The organism is Cobetia sp. cqz5-12, assembly GCF_016495405.1.
GTDB lineage: Bacteria > Pseudomonadota > Gammaproteobacteria > Pseudomonadales > Halomonadaceae > Cobetia.
Genome location: NZ_CP044522.1, coordinates 2802911 through 2823596 on the forward strand (window position 1 = coordinate 2802911; position 20686 = coordinate 2823596).

Sequence of the window (20686 nt, forward strand, 5' to 3'; positions counted from 1 at the left end):
ACGCGGCTGCCGAGGGTGGACCCTCGTGCATTTGGATACCGGACCCTGGCGGTCTCGGCGTCTTGCGACTGGCGATTTGCGACTGACTGCTGCGATCTCATCCACGCTGCACCAGTGTGATCCGCAACGCTTACAGCGATATTTCCACCATATGAATCATGCACATGGCTTGTCGTATCCCGCCGTCATCCCCAGTAAGGATATAGACGTACTGCTCATGACGTACGAAGCAGAGGCACGCAGTACGCCCCTGAACCACAACCCACGATTCTCAGAGAACGTGTGCATTCAATGCGCTTTCCACTTGCGGCTCTGACATCACTCTCTGCATGGCGGCCTTAATGCCACTCTTGGTGTCATTTGAGCGACATCTTCAACGCCATTGCAGAGCGAACTTTCTGTAGTTTTTTTACCGAAATTCGGCACACCTCTTTCGACCACACCCCACGACCCATGGAGCTGCCAGAGGATTTGCCGATGAATCGGTAACACCAATGCCGTGGTATCGCCGAGCATTGGTTCACGCCATTCGTGGCGTTTTTGACAAGGTGACCAAACCCTGTCTGCCGTGCATTTTACCTGATACACGCCTCCCGCCAATCAGCGCTCTGTTACAAAAATCCAATAAAAACATTGGTTTGTAGCGCCTCAAGTACGCTCGATGTCGCCACTTCCACGAAAGACGCGTTGCCGATGACAGACACCCCAACCCCCATTTCGTCGGCAATGCGACACACTCAAGCGCAAGATTCCAGTCGCCATGCGGAACCCGTCTGGCGTAGCGCTCGGTGGATCATCGACAGTCACGTCGCCAATCATCCACACCCCAATTACTCTTTTTTACATAAATAATCCCCAAGCGATCAACGCGAATAATACGCAAGGCTTCCCGCTAGACAGTTCACATATTCTCGTTAACATGAGCCTCGCTTTGCCGTGACTCATCGGCTTCATGTCTGTGCGGAGAAGGACTTCCTGCATCAACCACTCAGTGGCTGACACCTGACAGGACTGTCAGGCGCAGACAGCAAGGCGCAACGATGAATGTCGGCAAGCACATGACCAGGGAATACGGTCATGACAGGAACACCTCAGGACGAGGTCGCGCCACGGAGGATGCCAGGGATGGCGTCAGGGACGGCGCTCTTCTCCTCTATCGATATCTTCAGCAGCAGGTTGGATGATCGCCAGCATCTGCTGGCAGCCTCGACGCCGATGCCTCAGTCCTTGAGTCATCACGTCGTGGTCTGACATCCCTTCCTGGTCGGCTGACCGCCGACAATGCTCATCAAGGAGAGTTATCCATGCGCAAGACACATCTCGGAGCCATCATCGGCCTGACAGGTGCCCTGCTTCTCGCTGGCAATGCCATCGCGGAAGAAGAAGCACCTCAGGGTGCGACCGGCACCACCGGCACGACTGGTACCACCGGCACGACTGGGACTACCGGCACGACTGGGACTACCGGTACGACTGGGACTACCGGCACGACTGGGACTACCGGCACCACTGGTACGACTGGCACCACCGGCACCACCGGTACTGTGCCGACAGGTAGCGCAGCCGGCACCGGCACTGCCAGCCAGAATGCCACCGGCAGCGTGACGCCGAGCGCCAGCAGCGGCAGCGTCGCTGCCGGTGCGGCCACCGGCACCGTCGGCGGCGGTACCGGCACGACCGGTACCACCGGAACAACCGGCACCACTGGTTCAACCGGGACTCGCTGATGAAGACGGCACGTGCGACGCAACGCTTCACGTTCTCAAGCCCTGCGCGGGGCACGGCGGCCACCTCGGTGGTCTCTCGTGTCCTGCGCAGCAGGTCGTTGGCGGCATTCGGCACCCTTGCGTGTCTGGTGTCGCTTTCCGGCTGTGCCCAGATCGTCTCGAGTTCGCTCGGTGACGTGATGGGCAAGGACGAGTTTGACGCCACACGTGCCAGCGAGCTGCCCTATGCCTCTCTCAAGCTGAAGCATGCCAACAGCACCGCGCTGGTCGTGCTGGCGACGCTTGAAGGCAATGGGCGCATCGCGCGTTTCGAGAGTCGCGACCGCGGCATCCTCGAATTGCGTGATGGCGTCCTGTCCGCCACTTCAGGCTTTGCGCGTGATGTGGCAGACAGGCGTGAGCAAAGTACTACCGGGCGCGCTCTGGCGCGTCCGGCCTGGTTGATGGCCAGTGGCACGACCTATCAGGTCAGTGTCAGTGCGCTGTCCCCCTACCCGCGCCGGCTGGAGCGTCAGGATGCCGCCTCCACCGGCAGCCAGCGCCAGGACGACGTCGCCGTGATGCAGGTACACGAGGCCACGGCGCGACTCGAATGCGAGGCCGCCGCCCCCTATTCGCTGCCGCTGGCAGAACTGCCGCTGCAGCACTGCCGCGAGATTCTGAACTGGGACGACGGCAGCACCACACGCAATGACCTGTGGCGCGACGAGAATCGCGTCTGGGCGGCCGACATGACGGCCTGGCCCGATGGCCCGCGGTTCGGTTGGGAGGTCGCCAAGGCATGGTGATTCCCGTCTTCTCATCGCTGGCCCGTCTGACATCGCTGGTCCGCCTGAACAGGGCCGCCATCCTGCTGCCACTCGGGCTGAGCACACTGCTGGCCGCGCCCCTGTCGAGCGCTGATGACACCCCGCTGCCGTTCAGCGCCGCGAGTACGCCGCTGGCCAGTCAGGTGCTGCAGGCGCAATGGGATAGCCTCGCGCCATCCCAAGCGCTGGATTGGCGCTACAGCTTCGTCAGCACGCCGCTGGTCCGCCAGCAGATGGCCGCGCGGGCCAACCGCGTCAGCGCCGAGCTCGAACTGATCGCGGCGCGCTACGCCGTCGGCACGAAGGAAGATAGCTCTCAGGCGCGTTACGCCGAGGCATTGCAGGCCTGGCAGGCCTATGTCGAGCAGGGCCGCGCGCCAGGCACCCACTCACCTGATGCTGACGCCGTGCTGGCGCGCCTGCCGGGTCAGCTCGACCCGCGCCGCGACATGCGCGATGGCCCGCAGGCGATCCGCATCGCTCCGGGCATGGTGGTCGGTGCCTGTCAGGCACCGCGCAGCGTGGTGATTCTGGACGCCACCGGCGTTCACGAGCGCAAGTGGACGCCGAATCTCAGTCTGGACGCGCTGATCGACGAGCGCGCCGCTGCCGGCGGTATCGGGCCAGCCGTCGAGGTCAGCCTGGTGACGCCGCAGGGCCAGGTACTGACCCGCCCGGTGGCGAGCTGGAATCGTCTGACCAGCGGCGATGCCGACCTCCCCGTCGCCCCCGGCGCCAGCGTGGTGATCAGCACACCGGGCATCGACACCGCGCAGCAGTGGGTGAACGAGGCGCTACCGGCCTGGCTTGCCAGCCGCCTGCCGGGCCATGCCTGCCAGAGCTGGCAGCTGGACGCCGCGAAGCTTTCGACACCGCCGCGCTAGCCGTCGAGGATGCCCCGGCGCAGCACACTGCGCCTGCCCCGCGAACCCAATCCCTTATTCACGTACGTGAGCCCCTGGCTTGCGTGCATGCGAGACGCCCATGTCGAGTCCTTTTCGCCCTGCCAATCACGTTACGCACTCAAGCCCCGAGCAGCGCCCTGCCCTGGCACGCAATGGCTGGCTGGCACTCGGCATGGCGGGTGGATTGCTGGGCGCGCAGATCGCCCATGCGGCGACCGGCGAATCCCAGAGCGACTTCGGTGGTGTGGGTCTGATGCAGACGCCCACGGCGCGCTTTGCACCCCAGGGCGAATTGAGCTTCACCTACAGCCGCACCCAGCCCTACAAGCGGTTCAGCGTCAACGCGGCACCCTTCGACTGGATGGAGCTGGGCTTTCGCTATGTCTCGGTGGAAACCGTCAGCTATGGCGCGGCCGCCCCGGACCGCGACTATCTGGATAAATCCTTCGACACCAAGTTCCGCCTGATGCAGGAAGGCCGCTATCAGCCCGAAGTCGCGGTGGGCCTGCGAGATCTCGGCGGTACGGGCCTGTTCAGCTCCGAGTATCTGGTCGCCAGCAAACGCTACGGCGACTTCGATTTCAGTCTGGGCCTCGGCTGGGGCTATCTGGGCACGCGCGGCGACTTCAGCAATCCGCTGGCAGTGGTGAGAAGCAGCCTCGAGACGCGCAGCGACTCGACCAGCGATGACGGCGGTGACTTCCAGCTCGGCAGCATGTTCAGCGGCAGCCCGGCCGTCTTCGGCGGCATCGAATACCAGACGCCCTGGGACCCGCTGACCCTGATGCTGGAATACGAAGGCAACGACTATTCCGACGAGCCACTGACGGTGGAGATCGAACAGGACTCGCCGGTCAATCTGGGCGCGACCGTCAAGGTCAATGACAACCTGTCTCTGCATGGCGGCTGGGAGCGGGGCAACACCGCCATGCTGGGGCTATCGCTGTCGACCAATCTGGCCGGGCTCGCCCAGGCCAAGGACGACGGCACACCGGAAGCGGTCGCCCCCAGCACCCACAGCCGTTATCGCAACGACCAGACACCCGAGGCCTTCCGCGTGCACTCGCTCAATGCGGACGCCTCCTCGGGTACGGCATCCTCCGCCTACACCGCCAGCGCTGCCAGAGCGCCAGGCGTGGCGGCAGAGCCGTCGGCCCATGAAGAGCCGTCAGTAGGTCAAGAGCCCTCCACTGAACAACAAGGCCGTCTGCTGACACTCGACTCGTTCGGCGGCGCGCCCGCGGATCCCCCGCTCGAGCCGGGTACGACTGATGGCCCCCAGGCAGAAAAGCTCCCGCGTCTTGCCGAGGTCGACTGGGACGCGCTGGCCGATACCCTGCGTGCCCAGAGCGGCCTTGAGGTGTCACAGTTGCGGGTCGAGGGCGACACCTTGATCGTCGAGGCAGAAGCGACGCGCTTCCGTGATGACCTGCAGGCCGAAGGCCGCGCCAACCGCGTACTGCACAACCGCCTGCCCGCCGAGATCACCACCTTCCGCTATCGCCTGAGCAGCAATGGACTGGCGCTGCGCGAAGATGAGCATCCGCGTCAGCCCTTCGTGGCCGCCGCCAATGACCGTCGCTTCGGCGCCGAATACGAGCACTCCATCACCGCCCATGCCGCTTCGCCCCATGCCAGCTCGCCCAATGGTGCCGATGATGCGGCACGCCGGGCGTCAGGGGATGGCGTCAAGCTGGCACGTGAGCCGTTCGGCTTCAGTTGGGGCTTCTCGCCGAGCCTCAAGCAGAACTTCGGCGGCCCCGATGGCTACCTCTATCAGCTCAACCTGCAGCTGGACGCCCTGTGGCGTACAGACCGCAATGGCTGGTTCACCGGCGTGGCGACCTATCAGCTCGCCGACAACTTCGACAGCTACGAGTACATCGCCGATTCCGAGCTGCCGCGCGTGCGCACCTATGTCGGGGAATACATCAAGGAAACCGACCTGGGCATCACCAGCCTGCAGTACAATCGCACCCACCAGTTCGGGCGCGACTGGTACGCCCAGGCCTACGGCGGCATTCTCGAGATGATGTATGCCGGGGTCGGCGCCGAGCTGCTCTATCGCCCGATGAACAGCTCGCTGGCGCTGGGGCTGGACATCAACCGCGTCCGCCAGCGCGAGTTCGACCAGCAATTCGGCCTGCGTGACTACTCGGTCACCACCGGTCACGCCACTGCCTACTGGCAGTCCGGCTGGCACGATGTGCTGGTCAAGGGCTCGGTGGGGCGCTATCTGGCCGGCGATGTCGGCGCGACGCTGGACCTGTCGCGCAGCTTCTCCAACGGGGTCAGTGTCGGCGCCTGGGCGACCATGACCGATGCCGGCGATGACTACGGCGAGGGTAGTTTCGACAAGGGGCTCTACGTCAGCATCCCGCTGGATGCCTTCTTCACCACCTCCAGCAAGGGCAGCACCGGCTTTGCCTGGGCACCGCTGACCCGTGATGGTGGCGCACGCCTCAACCGCCGCTATCAGCTGTATGACATGACCAGTGATCGGGACCCCGAGGCGTACTGGGATGGCATCGACAAGGTCTACAAGTAATCCGTGCGTGAGTGTGTTTCACTTCCGGCTGAAGCGTGCCGATGTTGGCGCCTGACTCACTGTGGCTGACCCTGACCTGATGAATATTCCGATTACCGACGTATCGCCGTTCCATGGCGGCGATACGATACCTGTGAACCCCGAGATCACCTGCAGCAACTGCCAGGCCTGCTGCTGCCGGCTAGAGGTCATCCTGCTCACCGATACCGGCGTGCCGGACTACCTGATCGACGAGGATGAATGGGGCGGCGAAGTCATGCGCCGCCTCGACGATGGCTGGTGTGCCGCCGTCGACCGCGAGACGCTGATGTGCACCATCTACGACCGGCGCCCGCAGCTGTGCCGCGATTACGAGATGGGCAGCCCGGAATGCGAAGACGAGCGCCTGGAAAACGGCCTCGATCAGTAGGCCGCCTGCCAGCGCTCGTCCTGGTTGTCGCTAAGGGTTGTCTCTCCCAAGTGTTCTTATTGAGAGTGTCCTTATTGAGAGTGTCCTGGCTGATGTGCTATCAGGCAGTGGCGTTCGGCAGCGACGGGGCCGCTGCTGCAAGACCTGGGCTTGGCTCGGCTGCCGTGCGCATGGCGCGCATGTGCCCCTTCACCTCTACCTCGCGATGCCAGCTCAGCGCCTGCTCCAGACAATGTGGCGTGTGGCCACCACGCTGACACGCCTCCTCGAAATAGGCGCGCAGCGCAGGGCGATAGCTCGGGTCCGAGCAGTTCTCGATCACCTGCACCGCCCGCTCGCGCGGCGCCAGACCGCGCAGATCCGCCAGCCCATGCTCGGTGACCAGGATATCGACATCGTGCTCGGTGTGGTCCACGTGGCTGGCGAAGGGCACCACGCTCGAGATATCCCCCCCCTTGGCCAATGACTTGGTGATGAACACCGAGAGCTGGGCATTGCGCGCGAAATCGCCGGAACCGCCGATGCCGTTCATCATCCGCGTGCCGCAGACGTGGGTGGAATTGACGTTGCCATAGATGTCGAACTCAAGCGCGGTATTGACCGCGATCACGCCGAGCCGTCGCACGATGCCCGGATGATTGGACAGCTCCTGCGGGCGCAGGATCAGGCGGTCACGATAGCGTTCGAGGTCCTTCCACAGCGTGCGGCCACGCTCCTCGGTGACGGTGATGGAGGAGCCGGAGGCGAAATCGAGCTTGCCGGCATCCAGCAGATCGAAGGTGGAATCCTGCAGTACCTCCGAGTACATGGTCAGGTGCTCGAAGGGCCCTTCCTTCAAGCCACTCATCACCGCGTTGGCCATGCTGCCGATGCCCGCCTGCAGCGGCAGCAATGCCGGTGTCAGACGCCCCAGCGCGACTTCCTGCTTGAGCAGCTCGACCAGGTGATCCGCCATCCGACGGGTATCGTCATCGGGGGGCGTACAGGTCGAGGGACTATCACTGCCACGCGTCAGCACGATGGCGGCAATCCTGGCAGGGTCAATCGGGATATAGGGCGTGCCGATGCGCGAATCCGGCGCGACCACCGGAATCGGCTGCCGGCTGGGGCGCATCTGCGGAATGTAGATGTCGTGCAGCCCTTCAAGCGCTGCCGGCGATTCGAGGTTGAGCTCGATGATCACCTTGTCGGCGAGAATCGCGTAGCTGGCCGAGTTGCCCACCGAGGTGGTCGGCACGATACCGCCATCGGCGGTGATGGCGCTGGCCTCGATCACCGCGATGTCCATGTCGCTCAGCTGGTGGTTGCGCAACAGCTCCACCGTCTCGGACAGGTGCTGGTCCATGAACATCACTTCGCCGGCGTTGATGGCACGCCGCAGCACCGGGTCGACCTGAAACGGCATGCGCCGCGCCAGCATGTGGGCATCCGCCATCTGGCCATCGAGGTCATTGCCCAGCGAGGCACCGGTCATCAGCGTGATGGAGAACGGCTCGCGACGCGCCTTCTCGACCAGCGCCAGCGGCAGGGCCTTGGCCTCCCCCGCCCGCGTGAAGCCGCTCATGCCCACCGTCATGCCATCGTGAATCAATTCGGCGGCCTGGCTGGCACTCATCTGGCGAGACTGCCAGTCAGTCCAGCGACAGCGACGCGCGATCTCGGCGTGCTGCTCCGGGGTCAGCTCGCCGACCTCCATGCGCGCCAGCAGCGAGAACACCTCACTGGATGCAGCTGTTGCGGCAGGCGTGGCTGATGCCTCGGCAGCTGCGGAGGCTGGCACATGCTCTGCAAAGACCGCCTGGGCATGAGGCGTGACACTGGAGCGAGAACCGGATGAAGACACGACGGCAGAACCTCCTGAAGGGCAAGACACCACGAAATGAGCAAGCAAGGCACTGGCAAGACGCTTACCAGACCAAGCATAGCCAAGCTTGCAATAGCCAGGTCTTCAAGAACCAGGCGTTGGCTTTCAGCATCCCACGCAGTACGCCGCCCCCGCATCAGGCCTTGGTCGCAAGGCAGCGGCAGCGGCTGGAACCAGACGGTGCATAAAGGGCGACGCTGCGCGTGGCGCCAATGGCGACGGTGAGACACGAAAAAGCCCGCTCATGAGGAGCGGGCTTTCGGGAAGTGCAGATGATGACGCGAGGCGTTACACCATGCTGTCGAAGTCCATGTTGTCGAAGCTTTCCGGCGCATCAGCGTAGCCGTAAAGCGTGTTGCGACGCTGCAGGCGGAATTCGCCCAGCAGCTGCTCGTAGCGGCGCGGCACCTCGGCATTGTCACGCGTGACGATGTAAAGATTCTCATAGACGGCTTCGGTCAGCGGCATCTCGCGCACCTGACGCTGCCACGGCGAGGTCTCGAGCACCGTACGAGAGACGACGGTAAAGCCCAGACCACGTGCCACGGCGTCCAGCACCATGCCGATATCGTTGGTGAAGCCCTGCTGCGGGAAGTGGCTCATGGAGCGGAATTCACCGGCGAAGTTCTCACGCAACAAGGCACTGGCATTGTTGACGCCATCGGCGTAATTCATGAAGCCCAGCGCCATCAGCTCGTTGAGGCTGTTGCCGGCGAAGTCGGCGGGCACCACCAGGCACAGCGGCTCCTGATGCCACAGCTCGAAGTTGAGATCCGGATGCTTGACCGGCTCGGTGACGATGCCCAGGTCGAAGCGACCCGCCAGCACGTCCTGCACGATCTCGGAATTGAAGGCGAAGCTGTAGCTGACCGTCAGTCCCGGATGCTGCTGCTGATAGCCCAGGGTGAACGGATAGAACATCAGCCCGACGCTTGAGGGACTGGCCACGCGGCATTCGCCGCTGTCCGGGGAATCATCATCCAGCGAGTGCATGAACTGGGTGTGCTCGGCGAACAGCTTGATGGAGTAGTCATAGCAGCGACGCCCCGCTGCGGTCAGCGAGAACTTGCGTCCCTGGCGATTGAGCAGCGAGCGGCCCAGATACTGCTCCAGCTTGCGAATATGCTGGCTGACGCCGGGCTGGGTCATCTCCAGCTTGCGCGCGGTATGGGTAAAGCTGCCGGTCTCCACCAGTGTGATGAAGGTACGAAAATACTGGGCGTTGAACATGAAGGCACTGACCACTCACGAACGGGGGACGCGACTCGGCGCATCGTGTTGCCGGCGACGACCTGCATGACGCAACTGCCATGTCTGCACAGGTGCCACCGACCCGCAAAGCACATGATTCTACCAGAGCTGGCCGCCATGCGCAGCGCTGCGCCCCGCCACTCTCGCGTGTTAGCATCAGGGACAATGCCAGCTGCCACCCTGGCTGCGTCTGCCGTGTTCAACGCCACGGCGACGCGTCAGGGCCCGGCGCTTTACCCCTGTCCTGGCCGGTCTCAGCACTGGCCCGAAACACGAGATGCTCTAGATGTCTGATGCTCTGGCTGCACGCGGCGAAGCCATTCACAAGGCGCTGCTCGCCATGGAAAGCGAGTGTGCCGAAAATGACCTGTTCCCGCTGGGGTACATGATTCCCCAGGTGGAACTGGTGCTGGAAAACGCCGATTACGATCCCGAGGATGTGGTCGCGGAAGACTTTGACGCCACCTTTGAAGAGTGGATGCAGCACGCCTTTGCCCAGGACAGCATGAGCGTGGACGACCGCGAGCGCATTGCTGAACTCTGGGCAGAAGCCCGGAAACGCGCCCAGACCACCGTGGGCGCCTGACACAAGGAAGACAGTCATGAATTCTGTCACCAGCGAAGCGACGACCTATTCACGTGATGCCAGCTCCATGCTGGTCTCGACCATCATCTCGCCGGAAGGCAGCCTGGAAGTGCTCTCCCAGGATGAGGTCAATCGCCTGCGCGATACCTCTTCCAACGGCTTGCATGACATCCTGCGCCGCTGTGCGCTGGCCGTGCTCAATTGCGGCAGCCAGACCGATGACAGCGTCGCGGTGCTCAACGCACACAAGAATTTCGAGATCGAGGTGCTGCAGCAGGACCGCGGCATTCGCCTCAAGCTCGACAATGCGCCCGGCGATGCCTTCGTCGACGGCAAGATGATTCGCGGCATTCGCGAGCATCTCTCCAGCGTGTTGCGTGACATCGTCTACGTGGCCAACGAGATCCAGAACACTCCGCGTTTCGATCTCACGACCACCGAAGGCACCACCAATGCGGTGTTCCATATCCTGCGCAACGCCGGGGCGCTGAAGTCCTCGCGTGAGCCGAGTCTGGTCACCTGCTGGGGCGGTCACTCCATCAACCGCGAGGAATACGAGTACACCAAGGACGTGGGTTATCACCTCGGCCTGCGTGATCTCGACATCTGCACCGGGTGTGGCCCGGGCGCCATGAAGGGCCCGATGAAGGGGGCCAACGTCGCGCACGCCAAGCAGCGTCGCAAGCAGGGCCGTTATCTGGGCATCTCGGAACCGGGCATCATCGCCGCCGAATCGCCCAACCCGATCGTCAATGAACTGATCATCATGCCGGACATCGAGAAGCGCCTTGAAGCCTTCGTGCGCACTGCACATGGCATCATCGTCTTCCCGGGCGGCGTGGGCACCGCCGAAGAGATTCTCTATCTGCTCGGTATTCTGCTGCACCCGGAAAACAGCGAGCTGCCGTTCCCGGTCATCTTCACCGGCCCGGCGTCCAGCGCCGAGTACTTCAGGCAGATCGACGAGTTCATCGCCTACACCCTGGGCGAGGAAGCGCGCTCGCGCTACACCATCATCATCGACAATCCGGTCGAGGTGGCACGCACCATGCGCGGTGGCATCGACGAGGTGGCGGAATTCCGTCGCCAGCATCAGGATGCCTTCTACTACAACTGGCGCCTGCATATCGCCCCGCACTTCCAGCAGCCCTTCGCGCCGACCCACGCCAACATGTCGGGCCTGGCGCTGCATCGCAACCAGCCGGTACATGAACTGGCGGCCAACCTGCGTCGCGCCTTCTCGGGCATCGTCGCCGGCAACGTCAAGCAGGAAGGCATCGAGGAGATCGAGCGCGACGGGCCCTTCCGCCTGACCGCCGAGGCCGAGCTAATGGAGCGTCTCGACGCCCTGCTCACCTCCTTCGTCGCCCAGGGCCGCATGAAGCTGCCGGGCAGCGATTACGTGCCCTGCTACACCCTGTGCAAGTAATGGCCGGCTGATGGCACGCCCAGGCGTGCCGTCACTTCACAAGCCATCACAAGAACGCCCCGATCATCGCTGATCGGGGCGTTCTTGTTGGTAAGGATGATCTTGCTGACAGAATCTCAAGGGCATCAAGAATCGAGGCTCAGCTTTCCTCACCACGACGGCGCTGCATCCACATGCTGATCACATGCGCCAGCAGCCCCAGCGTCAGACCATCGACCAACACCTCAAGCGCACCCTCCTGAGGGCGGTTGAGCATCGGCGCGGCGAAGTTGAAGGCCGCCATCGCCGCCAGCCCCACCACCAGCCAGACCAGCAGACGACGCATCATCGTCGGCACCTTGGCCTTGGCGGTGTCTGACAGCTGGCGATAGATATAGATGCCCAGCGCGCTGACGGCGACGGCAAAGCCGACGATCAGCATCAGCCGCGTATTCTCGCCGCTGATCAGGAAACGCGGAATATTGGCGACCATTACCACCGCCAGACCCGCCAGCACGGAGACGCGCTGCGGCGTCAGGTTGCGGGCACGCGGATGATCAGGATTCAGTTTCGGCATGTGAAGCAGTCTCGATGAAAGAACGGACAACAGAAGAAGCAGGCGGCGGGCCAGCCCACCGCCGCAGGATCAGGCCGTGGCCGGCAGGGTCGGAATCCAGCTCTCGACCCACGGCAGTGCCGCGTCATCGGCCATGAAGGTTTCCATGGCGTCGATCTCGAGACGCTCGCCGTGGCGCGTCGCGCCCAGGTCGGCCAGACGCTCATCCAGATGACGCCCAGCGCCGCAGTAGGTCTCGCCGTAGGAGCTGTCGCCCAGGGCAATCAGCCCATAACGCAACCAATCAAGCGCCGGAGACTCGGTAGACAGCGCATTGAGGAAGCCGGTCAGATTGCCCGGCACATCGCCACTGCCGGTGGTGGAAGTGACGAACAGCGCCAGATCAGGGCGCGCGTCAGTCAGGTCGGCCAGTGTCGGCTGGTCGAGCACCTCGACCGTGTAGCCGGCCTGCTCGAACAACGGTTGCACCTGCTCGGCCACATCCAGTGAACCGCCATACATCGTGCCGACAAAAATCTTCAGAAGCGCCATGCATCCTTCCTTATTCGAACGATCACCCGCCAGTGGCGGGAACGTGAGTGCAGTGCGAAGAGTCGCGCAGACGCTCTCCGACATTTGGTCGCGATGGTAGCACAGCGCGCCTGCGAGACGCAGGCAGCAGGAGCTGGCAGAGCCCTTCTGTGCGCCCCGAAAACGAAACAGCGCCACCGTGAAGAACACGATGGCGCTGCGAGGGTCTTGCCAGTGAAGCATCCTGCGTTGCGAGCCTGGTTCACGACCGCTGGCGATGAAACCCTGTCAACTGCGAACTTGCTGGCTCAGAGCCTTCTGATCAGAAGCGATACGCCACTGACAGACGCACGTCACGCCCCGGACTGGTGATGGCGCCCGGCGTGATGCCGCGTGCGCTGTTGGTTTCCAGGAAGTAGGTGTTCTGGTCGCTGTATTCCTTGTCGAACAGATTGTAGATACCGGCAGTCAGGGTCAGGTCCTGCATGTCACGCGGCACCCAGCTGGCGTAGACATCATGCGTGGCGTAACCGGCGCGCTCGCTCTGATCATCCGGCAGGTCGGTGAGGCGCTCGTAGGCGGTCACGGTCCAGCCGATCGTCATCTGCGGGTCAGCGAAGGTATAGCGGTTGTCCAGGCTCCAGCGATCACCGGTCTGGTTGCCCAGGCCCATGTCATCGACCACGGTCTCGCCCTGATTGTCTTCCAGGTCCATGGTCAGGTAGCCCAGCGTCATGTCCCAGCCGCCGATGCCGTAGGTGGCACGCGCCTCGACACCCTTGCTGGTGACGATACCTTCCATGTTGGTGATAGTGGTCACACCGCCCGAACTCTCTTCGGTGATGTAGTTGTCGAAGTGGGTATCGAAGTAGGTGACTTCCAGGCCAGCGCGGTCACGCTGGGTGAGGAGGTCATTGCCCTTCCAGCGCGCGCCGACTTCCGTGCTGCGTGAGGTCTCGGCCTCAAGCCCCGGCTCAACCACCAGGCTCTCGCCGGGACCGACACCACCATCGACCAGGATGGCTTCACGGCCCTTGTTGCCGCGTACCGCAGTGGAGTAGCCGGTGAACAGCTCGACACCGCCGCCGACACGCCAGTTGAGGCTCGCGTTCGGGCTGACATCGGTGTCATCCAGCGTCTCGCCATTGGCGTATTCGGTCTTGTAGTCATCGACACGTGCGCCGAAGGACAGGTCCACCGCGCCAAGTGTCATGCGGTGCTGGGCGTAGAGCGCGAGGTTGCGCGCCTTCTCGTCGAAGCCACCGGTGCTGGATTCGTCGTAGACATAATCACTACCCAGCGTCAGACGGTTGTCCATGTCCTCGGGGCCGAAACGGAAGGTGTTGTTCAGATCGCCGCCATAGCTCTCGACATCGGCGTTCAGCTCGGCGCCGGTGGAGACAGTGGTGCGTTCCAGCTCGGTCTTGGTATGGAAGACGTTGGTGTGCACGTCGACCAGGCGCGAGCCCGGATCAAAGTCATAGTTGGCGGTATAGGTGTCACGGCTCAGGTCGGTATCGACCTTGGCATTGTTGAACTCCTGACACTCCATGTTGGGGCGCACGCAATAGATGCCGGTGTCCTCGTTGTGCTCGGCGCTGATGCGCAGGCTGTGAGCCCCCTGATCCAGCAGGCTGAACTTGCCGAAGTAACTGCGCTGATGGCCGCCGGTGCCCTCTTCTTCATCACCGCCACCAGTGCGGTAGTCATCGCTGTTGCGTGCGCTGGTCGAGAACAGCAGGCCCGCGTTCGGCGCGACTTCACCGTAGACAGAGAGCGTGCCCTTGACGGCGTCGGCCGTGGACTCGGTGCTGCCCTTGACCATGCCGCCGAAGGTCTGGCCCGGCTTGAGCAGGTCCTGGGCATCCTTGGTGACGAACTTGATGCTGCCGCCCAGGGCGTTGGGGCCATTGTCGGCGGCGCCCGGTCCGGCCTGGACTTCGGCACGCTTGAGCAGCTCCGGCTCGATATTGAAGCTGGAGCTGTGGTGGAACAGGTAGCCGTTCTGGCTGGCACCATCGACGCTGATGTTGAGGTTGGTGTCTTCCAGACCACGCACGTAGATCTTCTCGGAAGAGGCGGTAGTGCCCCCGACGGTGACGGACGGCGTATCACGGAACACATCCTTGAGATCATGCGCCTGATGCAGCGCGATCTCGTCACTATCGATGACCGCCGTGGCATTGAGGCGATCGTCCTCGATCTGCAACGTGTCCATCTGCAGCGTCTCTGCATGGGCAGTACTGGCACACAGCAGCGCAATGGCTGCCACCAGCGGACGCGGAGTGAAAGCAGTGGCGCGGGAAGCGCTGGCTGCCACGCGCGGAGAGAGGCGATCGGTCATGAGCGGAGAGTTCCCAAGAGTAATAATAATAATGATTCTTTTTGCGAACGAGATAATGCACGCGTTTGCACATTTGCGTCATCAACACTCCCTGCAACGCCGCTCTGCAATTTCTGCAATCAATGCGCGTCACTTCTCGCCTTCTGCAGCGCCAGATGGTGCCTGAGCTGCCAAAAACGGCCCGATTTGCACATTTTTTCACCCGTGCAGCCACCAGATTCGCTTTTTTATCACCTGTCTGTCATCAGATACGGAACCATCGCCAGCCACTGACGTCTTAGCCGACATGCCTCGACAAGTGCTGGCCCACGCAAATTTCTCGCTTCACGGCAGGGTTTCGTCCTGCGGAGATCGGATTTGCGCAATGTGTGCGACTTTGGATGCAACACTACGGGCAGAGTGATATAGTTAGCGTGCTCAGATTAAGGGCGCTTGCTGTCACGCCAGGACAGTGCCCCTTCATGGCCTCGGCCCTGAAGATATCTGCAGCAGATGCAAGACCTGTCGCCGCGCGCTGAGGTGCTCGGCTGGCAGTGACGGTTGTTGATCGATGAGCGCGTCTTTGCCCGGGGGCATCCCCCTGCGGCCTGAGGGGCACGGTCATCGACAGGCAATCCGTTGTGCAGCGACTGGCGCTGCAACGGGCCCGTTTGGCCCGTACAAGGTGGGTGTTTCCCTGACGGCACACCCCGACCCTCTGAACAACCGGACCTATTCGATGAGCGATATCGACGCCTATAACACCTTCCTGATGGTCGCAGACCTCGGCAGCCTCTCCCGCGCAGCAGAACGTCTGCGCCTGCCCAAGTCCACCGTCAGCCGTCGCCTCGACGCCCTTGAGGGCCGTTTCGGCACTCGCCTGGTCGAGCGTGGTCATCGTGGCATTCGCCTGTCAGAAGCCGGCGAGACCCTTTACCGTTACGCACGCTCGATGGCCAATCTCGATGATGAAGCGCACCGCGCCATCGAAGACCGCCAGTCAGACCTCACCGGTACCATCCGTATCCACGCCACGCCGTCACTGGGTCGTCACTTCCTGGGTCACGCGCTGACCAGCTTCCTGTCGGAACACGAAGGCGTCGATATCAAGCTGAAGCTGTGGCACAACGGCCGCGAGATTCTCGAGAACCAGCCACACCTAGTCATCGGCTTCCCGCATCTGGCCGGCAGCACCCACGTCTTCCGCCCGCTGACCCACTGGCATCAAGCGGCCTACGCGGCCTCTCACGTCGAGAACCCGGAAGAACTGCCGTGGGGCGAGCTGGAACCGCTGGTGTCAGGCACCTCTCTCTCGCGTCACCCGGAAGACCCGCGCCCGAATCACATCCAGTCAGATGACCTCGAAGTCCTCACCGACTACGTGGCCGATGGCCTGATTCGCGCCGTGCTGCCGACTGACTGGGTCAACACGCTCAGCGAGCGCAACGGCCAGTCCTTCAAGCGTCTGGAATGCGACGAGATCCCGCCGGTCGAGATCGGCATGCTGCTGCCGCGTGGCCCGATTCCGACCCGCGTGCGCATGCTCGCCGACTGGCTCGCCCGCGAGATCGGCAAGACCGAGCCGGAACGCGTCACCGCCAAGGCCGCCCGCCGCACCGTCAGCGAAGCCGCCACCACCACCGGTTGATGGCAGTATTGCTACGCTGACTCTCACCCTCGCGGTGACATGAATCAGCGCGGCACGCCGCAAAAAGGCCAGCCCTCAGGGGCTGGCCTTTTGCGTTCTGGCTTGTCATGTTTAGCATGTACTGAATCAACGACAGGCAGGGCTTCTCATGTGGCAACGCGACACGCTCACCCTCTCCGCCCGCAAGCGCGGTTTTCACCTCATCAGTGACGAGGTGGAGCAGGCGTTGGCCGAAATGCCGCCGGTCAGTGTCGGCCTGCTGCATGTGCAGCTGCTACATACCTCCGCCTCGCTGACCCTCAACGAGAACGCCGACCCCGACGTGCGTCACGACATGGACGCCTTCCTGCGCCGCCTGGTACCTGGCAACCTGCCCTACTTCCGCCACACACTGGAAGGCGATGACGACATGCCCGCCCACGTGCTCGCCAGCCTGCTCGGCACCCAACTCACGCTGCCTGTCGAAGCCCGTCGCGGCGTCAATCGTCTCGCCCTCGGCACCTGGCAAGGCATCTGGCTTGGCGAACATCGCGTCCACGGTGGCAGCCGCAGGCTGTGTCTGACACTGAGTGGAGAATAGAAAACCAGCCTTCTTTGGCTAGCCTTTTATATCTATCATTAAACTTCTAGCGTTAAACACATTCCAAGAGCTTGGCTAATCACATAACACTAAATTAGTCTTGCCACCTCCAACCAAAAACACAATGGTGTTTTATACTAATTAACTTATATGAAATCGACTACTATTTTTCTTAAGACCTTAACGGGATAAATTCTGTTTTTTCAAGCATTGCTTTAATATTTACAAATTTCGCTATTTCTTCATGTGCTCCTAATCCTGCAAGCAGATTTTTACTATAACTATCGTTCCCATCAAACAAGTTTTCGCTTTGACTATCAAGCCACTTTATCACTATATCATTATCCGCTTGTTCAAATAAGCCTAAAACAATATCACAAGCAGACTCACTTTCAGGTTTTACAAGGAAAATAAAGCCACCAAAATTCCGTATAATAGCAAAGCGCTCTGCCATGCTTGCTGTTTGCTCTATCAGTCTGGCTTGATATTTCCGTGCAATAGTATCTCTAATCTTAAGAGGAAGCACAAGCATTAAAGACTTTAACCAACATGAACTGTCTAAAGCCAACATTTCAGGATCTTGCTTATCTTCCATTATGCTTATCAGTGCTGCTCTTAACTTACTATAACTTTTAACTGTTTTATTAGTATCGACTAGTCGAGGAAGTATCGCCTGGTAATTAGCATGTGGCATTTCAACCAACTTTACGCAGCACGCTTCATCCTTTAAATCGTTTTCTAGAAGAGAGATAATCATATTTTCCCAAAACTCATTTCTCACCTCTATTACATCCTCGACAAAATCTGTAGACATATCTTCAAGCGATAGCTTAAGGTGCTTTTTCCAAGGTTTCAAAAAATCAAGAAAATCAATAATTGAGTTTTCCTTATAAGTCTTACGTATCAATTTATAAGTCTCTTGCCCTAGCAAACTGTTAATATCTAGAGCAGATACTCTCTTCTCTTTAATTATTTCCATAAAGGGCTCAGCCAAGACATTAAAAACCTTATCATGCTTAAGAGAGCCAATTAAGACATTAAAACTTGTAGCAAAGATAATATACTGTTTGAGAAAACGTTCATACCCAGAGTTATTATCAGCTATTTCGAATACAATCTGCTCTAACTTAACTCGTGAATTTTGACCATTTTTGACAACTAGAGTATTGCCAGCATAATTACCTCCACATATTAAAGATATGACCATGAAGGCAGTCCATTGCTCTACATTAGTTGTAATTTCATTTTTAAACAACCGCTTCACTAATGTATCCAGATTATTCGATGAAAATCTATCCACACAGAATGGAACAACATAACAGGCATCATCATCTATATTAACCTGGCCAGAATTAATCGTTAAAGGCCACTCTTCTTCATCTTCAATCTTTATCTCATTCAAACGATGGGACTTCATAAGCCATTCAAACACCTCCCAGTAACTATCATCCTTAGTATATTCCAAGGAAGCAACTTGCAAAAATTCTTTACGCTTACTAACAGGATATCTTATTTCCTCTACCTTCCAAAAAGGGAAATCATCTTTGTCCCACCATAATTCCTTAACAAACACCTCCGCTGGACAATTAGCTATTATCTCTGGAACTTTCCCTTCGACAGTCGAGTACCAGTAAAGATCATCTAATAGCTTATTAGCAGATTGGGTATCACTTCTGATATCTTTACTTATTTTTTTTATAGCATTGTCGATAAGCCTTAACTCTACTTTAACCCCATGATTATTAATTAGATTCTTAATACTCCTGATATACTCTTTATCACAACCAACTAGGTTACCTTCATTTTTAGCTCGATGGTTAAAGGTTGGCATCCATCGCTGCACCCATTCCTGCTTATTATCATAATCACTATCTAAAATATCACTAGACAATTTAATAAGCTCTTGCGAGCTTACAGATCGTGCGTTGGCTTTAAAGTAATAATCATAGCCATATACATTAGACAAGCTCATGACCGTATGTATATCTCCACTCATTACTGACCTATATATCGGCTCTGCCAAAAGCTCACTTCGGGCAATTTCTTCACTAGTTTGATAATGTATACAAGCTAACTCTATAGACCACTCTTTCTCGTCAGAAACTCTATTAAGTATACTCTGCACAGCTTTAATTTTTTTTACTTTATTTTCATTGCCTTCAGTAGACTCGGAAGGTTCCTTTTGAGATGACAGTAGTTCTTTCAAATCAATTCTGTGATATTTAACGACAAGCAAGTATGCGGAACTATAGGTCGCATCATTAACTTTAGAATTATTGCTAGCCATCAAGCACGCTATGTCATTAACATGCTTCTTTAAAAATCTAGGTGTAATTTGCTGAGCTTCACCAGACCATACATTGATAACATCTGCACTATTTTCAAACCCATCAATCTCACCTAGAGTCTCTTGCCAGTATTTTTTATATTTTTCCCTCCAACCAACTGTAACTATCGGTGGGGCTCTGAAAACTACCGGTAACCTTTTAGAGATAAATTCTTTACCATCTGTAAAGCTGTCTTTATTAATAGCATTGGCTACATGAACTTCTGAATAAGGAAGTATTATTCTAACACTTTGATTCTCTAGTGAAGTGAAAACATCTAGATCACTCCAAACTTCTCTAACAGTTGAAGGCTCCACACGGTCAATATTGTCTATAACAATAATTACAACTTTACCATCAGGTATAAGAGATGATAATTTTAAAAATGCTTTTTTGAGCTCATAGCTACCAACCTCTCTGGTGATATCCATGGTTTCTTTTATCGAGTCTTCACCATTCCTTTTAAGCAAGTCACCAAAGGACAAGGAGCTCTCACCCCCCCTTCTTTTTTTGTTGTAATAATTGTTTATTTTCAAAAGTATAAAGAAAGCAAATGGTGAAAATGCAGATAATAGCACAACAGTCCTTTCTAAACTAAAGAATAGTTCTTTTCCAAAAAAACTATTCTTGATAGCGTTATAGCTAAGAAATAAGGCTTCAATAGCTTCTGTAATATATTTGGTGAAAAGCACAAGAGTAACTGCAAAAATAACGACAAGCATACTTATATTGCTTTTGGTCTTCTTCTTATAAGATAATGTATTGCCTAATGCTTCATCCTTGTAACACTGAGCCTCTTCCTTATCTTTATCTGCTATTATCTCATTCAAACCATCACAATAAATTTTAATAAACGAAGACTTTATCGAGGAGTAATGGTGTTGATCAACGTCGAAATATATAAACTTATATATATTATTATCAAGCTGTGATTCCAATATTTTTATCGATGTGCTTTTACCAGCACCCAAATTTCCTTCAACTCCTAACACATGTACATATGGGTGATCTACAATGACATCTTGTAAAGCCCTTGCAGCATTCTTATGACCTTGCCCTATGAATCCATCTATATTCTCAGGCAATTCAGATTGAAACTTGAAGTGAGCACTATTTCCATCTTCTGTCATTTATCTAAACCCTCAAATAAGCATCGCTACAATGGAACATAAACTATGTATAATTGATAAGACAAAAAACTTCAAGCATTAAAA

15 protein-coding genes are annotated in these 20686 nt (G+C 58.1%); 9 read left to right on the top strand and 6 right to left on the bottom strand.

Going from position 1 to position 20686, the window contains the following annotated elements; genetic code table 11:
• Window positions 1-1304 precede the first annotated feature (1304 nt).
• The 5 genes from F8A90_RS11690 to F8A90_RS11710 all read left to right on the top strand — a co-directional run bounded on the left by F8A90_RS11690 (window position 1305) and on the right by F8A90_RS11710 (window position 6398).
• Complete coding sequence (locus tag F8A90_RS11690; protein ID WP_200017274.1) at window positions 1305-1727, top strand: hypothetical protein; 423 nt, start codon at window positions 1305-1307, stop codon at window positions 1725-1727.
• Window positions 1727-2515 carry a YjbF family lipoprotein gene (locus F8A90_RS11695; protein WP_200017275.1) on the top strand — a complete coding sequence of 263 codons (789 nt, stop codon included), beginning with the start codon at window positions 1727-1729 and terminating at the stop codon, window positions 2513-2515. The genes F8A90_RS11690 and F8A90_RS11695 overlap by 1 nt, the downstream gene beginning before the upstream one ends.
• Window positions 2509-3420 (top strand): hypothetical protein, encoded by a 912-nt coding sequence (locus tag F8A90_RS11700; RefSeq protein ID WP_200017276.1) that lies wholly within the window; start codon window positions 2509-2511, stop codon window positions 3418-3420. Before F8A90_RS11695 ends, F8A90_RS11700 begins: the two co-directional genes overlap by 7 nt.
• Window positions 3421-3520: 100 nt before the next feature.
• Window positions 3521-5989 (top strand): YjbH domain-containing protein, encoded by a 2469-nt coding sequence (locus F8A90_RS11705; protein WP_200017277.1) that lies wholly within the window; start codon window positions 3521-3523, stop codon window positions 5987-5989.
• 79 nt (window positions 5990-6068) lie between these two features.
• Window positions 6069-6398: a YkgJ family cysteine cluster protein gene (locus F8A90_RS11710; protein ID WP_200017278.1), complete on the top strand. Its 330-nt coding sequence runs from the start codon at window positions 6069-6071 to the stop codon at window positions 6396-6398.
• A 100-nt stretch (window positions 6399-6498) separates the two neighbouring features.
• Here F8A90_RS11710 and F8A90_RS11715 read toward each other — a convergent pair whose 3' ends face one another.
• Window positions 6499-8241, bottom strand: a complete 1743-nt coding sequence (locus F8A90_RS11715; protein WP_233593304.1) for an acetyl-CoA hydrolase/transferase family protein — start codon at window positions 8239-8241, stop codon at window positions 6499-6501.
• Window positions 8242-8550: 309 nt separating this feature from the next.
• On the bottom strand, window positions 8551-9492 hold the full coding sequence (locus F8A90_RS11720) for a LysR family transcriptional regulator (protein ID WP_043334148.1): 942 nt from the start codon (window positions 9490-9492) through the stop codon (window positions 8551-8553).
• Between the two features lie 307 nt (window positions 9493-9799).
• Between F8A90_RS11720 and F8A90_RS11725 the strand changes: the two genes are divergently transcribed.
• Together F8A90_RS11725 and ppnN are read left to right on the top strand one after the other, a co-directional pair.
• The gene (locus F8A90_RS11725; protein ID WP_166018474.1) at window positions 9800-10099 is read left to right on the top strand and encodes a hypothetical protein; all 300 of its coding nucleotides are present in this window, start codon (window positions 9800-9802) and stop codon (window positions 10097-10099) included.
• Window positions 10100-10115: 16 nt separating this feature from the next.
• Complete coding sequence (ppnN, locus tag F8A90_RS11730; RefSeq protein WP_325096917.1) at window positions 10116-11528, top strand: nucleotide 5'-monophosphate nucleosidase PpnN; 1413 nt, start codon at window positions 10116-10118, stop codon at window positions 11526-11528.
• 139 nt (window positions 11529-11667) lie between these two features.
• Here the strand turns inward: ppnN and F8A90_RS11735 are convergent, their stop codons facing one another.
• From F8A90_RS11735 to F8A90_RS11745, 3 genes are all read right to left on the bottom strand, one after another.
• Entirely contained in the window at window positions 11668-12084 is a 417-nt protein-coding gene (locus F8A90_RS11735; RefSeq protein WP_200017279.1) for a hypothetical protein, read from the bottom strand.
• 69 nt (window positions 12085-12153) lie between these two features.
• The gene (locus tag F8A90_RS11740) at window positions 12154-12615 is read right to left on the bottom strand and encodes a flavodoxin domain-containing protein (protein ID WP_200017280.1); all 462 of its coding nucleotides are present in this window, start codon (window positions 12613-12615) and stop codon (window positions 12154-12156) included.
• Window positions 12616-12916: 301 nt separating this feature from the next.
• Window positions 12917-14938 (bottom strand): TonB-dependent receptor domain-containing protein, encoded by a 2022-nt coding sequence (locus F8A90_RS11745; RefSeq protein ID WP_200017281.1) that lies wholly within the window; start codon window positions 14936-14938, stop codon window positions 12917-12919.
• Window positions 14939-15656: 718 nt separating this feature from the next.
• On the opposite strand from F8A90_RS11745, the gene F8A90_RS11750 reads away from it, so the two are divergent.
• On the top strand, window positions 15657-16565 hold the full coding sequence (locus F8A90_RS11750) for a LysR family transcriptional regulator (protein WP_200017282.1): 909 nt from the start codon (window positions 15657-15659) through the stop codon (window positions 16563-16565).
• Between the two features lie 148 nt (window positions 16566-16713).
• Entirely contained in the window at window positions 16714-17145 is a 432-nt protein-coding gene (locus F8A90_RS11755) for a secondary thiamine-phosphate synthase enzyme YjbQ (protein ID WP_200017283.1), read from the top strand.
• A 172-nt stretch (window positions 17146-17317) separates the two neighbouring features.
• On the opposite strand, the gene F8A90_RS11760 is transcribed toward F8A90_RS11755, so the two are convergent.
• Window positions 17318-20602: a P-loop NTPase fold protein gene (locus tag F8A90_RS11760; protein WP_200017284.1), complete on the bottom strand. Its 3285-nt coding sequence runs from the start codon at window positions 20600-20602 to the stop codon at window positions 17318-17320.
• Window positions 20603-20686 lie beyond the last annotated feature (84 nt).

What these genes read in the sequence shown, in the direction of transcription:
- ppnN (WP_325096917.1), top strand. Translation starts at nt 10,116, where the DNA reads ATGAATTCTGTCACCAGCGAAGCGACGACCTATTCACGTGATGCCAGC.
- F8A90_RS11750 (WP_200017282.1), top strand. Translation starts at nt 15,657, where the DNA reads ATGAGCGATATCGACGCCTATAACACCTTCCTGATGGTCGCAGACCTC.
- F8A90_RS11710 (WP_200017278.1), top strand. Translation starts at nt 6,069, where the DNA reads ATGAATATTCCGATTACCGACGTATCGCCGTTCCATGGCGGCGATACG.
- F8A90_RS11755 (WP_200017283.1), top strand. Translation starts at nt 16,714, where the DNA reads ATGTGGCAACGCGACACGCTCACCCTCTCCGCCCGCAAGCGCGGTTTT.
- F8A90_RS11705 (WP_200017277.1), top strand. Translation starts at nt 3,521, where the DNA reads ATGTCGAGTCCTTTTCGCCCTGCCAATCACGTTACGCACTCAAGCCCC.
- F8A90_RS11725 (WP_166018474.1), top strand. Translation starts at nt 9,800, where the DNA reads ATGTCTGATGCTCTGGCTGCACGCGGCGAAGCCATTCACAAGGCGCTG.
- F8A90_RS11700 (WP_200017276.1), top strand. Translation starts at nt 2,509, where the DNA reads ATGGTGATTCCCGTCTTCTCATCGCTGGCCCGTCTGACATCGCTGGTC.
- F8A90_RS11720 (WP_043334148.1), bottom strand. Translation starts at nt 9,492, where the DNA reads ATGTTCAACGCCCAGTATTTTCGTACCTTCATCACACTGGTGGAGACC.
- F8A90_RS11735 (WP_200017279.1), bottom strand. Translation starts at nt 12,084, where the DNA reads ATGCCGAAACTGAATCCTGATCATCCGCGTGCCCGCAACCTGACGCCG.
- F8A90_RS11745 (WP_200017281.1), bottom strand. Translation starts at nt 14,938, where the DNA reads ATGACCGATCGCCTCTCTCCGCGCGTGGCAGCCAGCGCTTCCCGCGCC.
- F8A90_RS11760 (WP_200017284.1), bottom strand. Translation starts at nt 20,602, where the DNA reads ATGACAGAAGATGGAAATAGTGCTCACTTCAAGTTTCAATCTGAATTG.
- F8A90_RS11695 (WP_200017275.1), top strand. Translation starts at nt 1,727, where the DNA reads ATGAAGACGGCACGTGCGACGCAACGCTTCACGTTCTCAAGCCCTGCG.
- F8A90_RS11740 (WP_200017280.1), bottom strand. Translation starts at nt 12,615, where the DNA reads ATGGCGCTTCTGAAGATTTTTGTCGGCACGATGTATGGCGGTTCACTG.
- F8A90_RS11690 (WP_200017274.1), top strand. Translation starts at nt 1,305, where the DNA reads ATGCGCAAGACACATCTCGGAGCCATCATCGGCCTGACAGGTGCCCTG.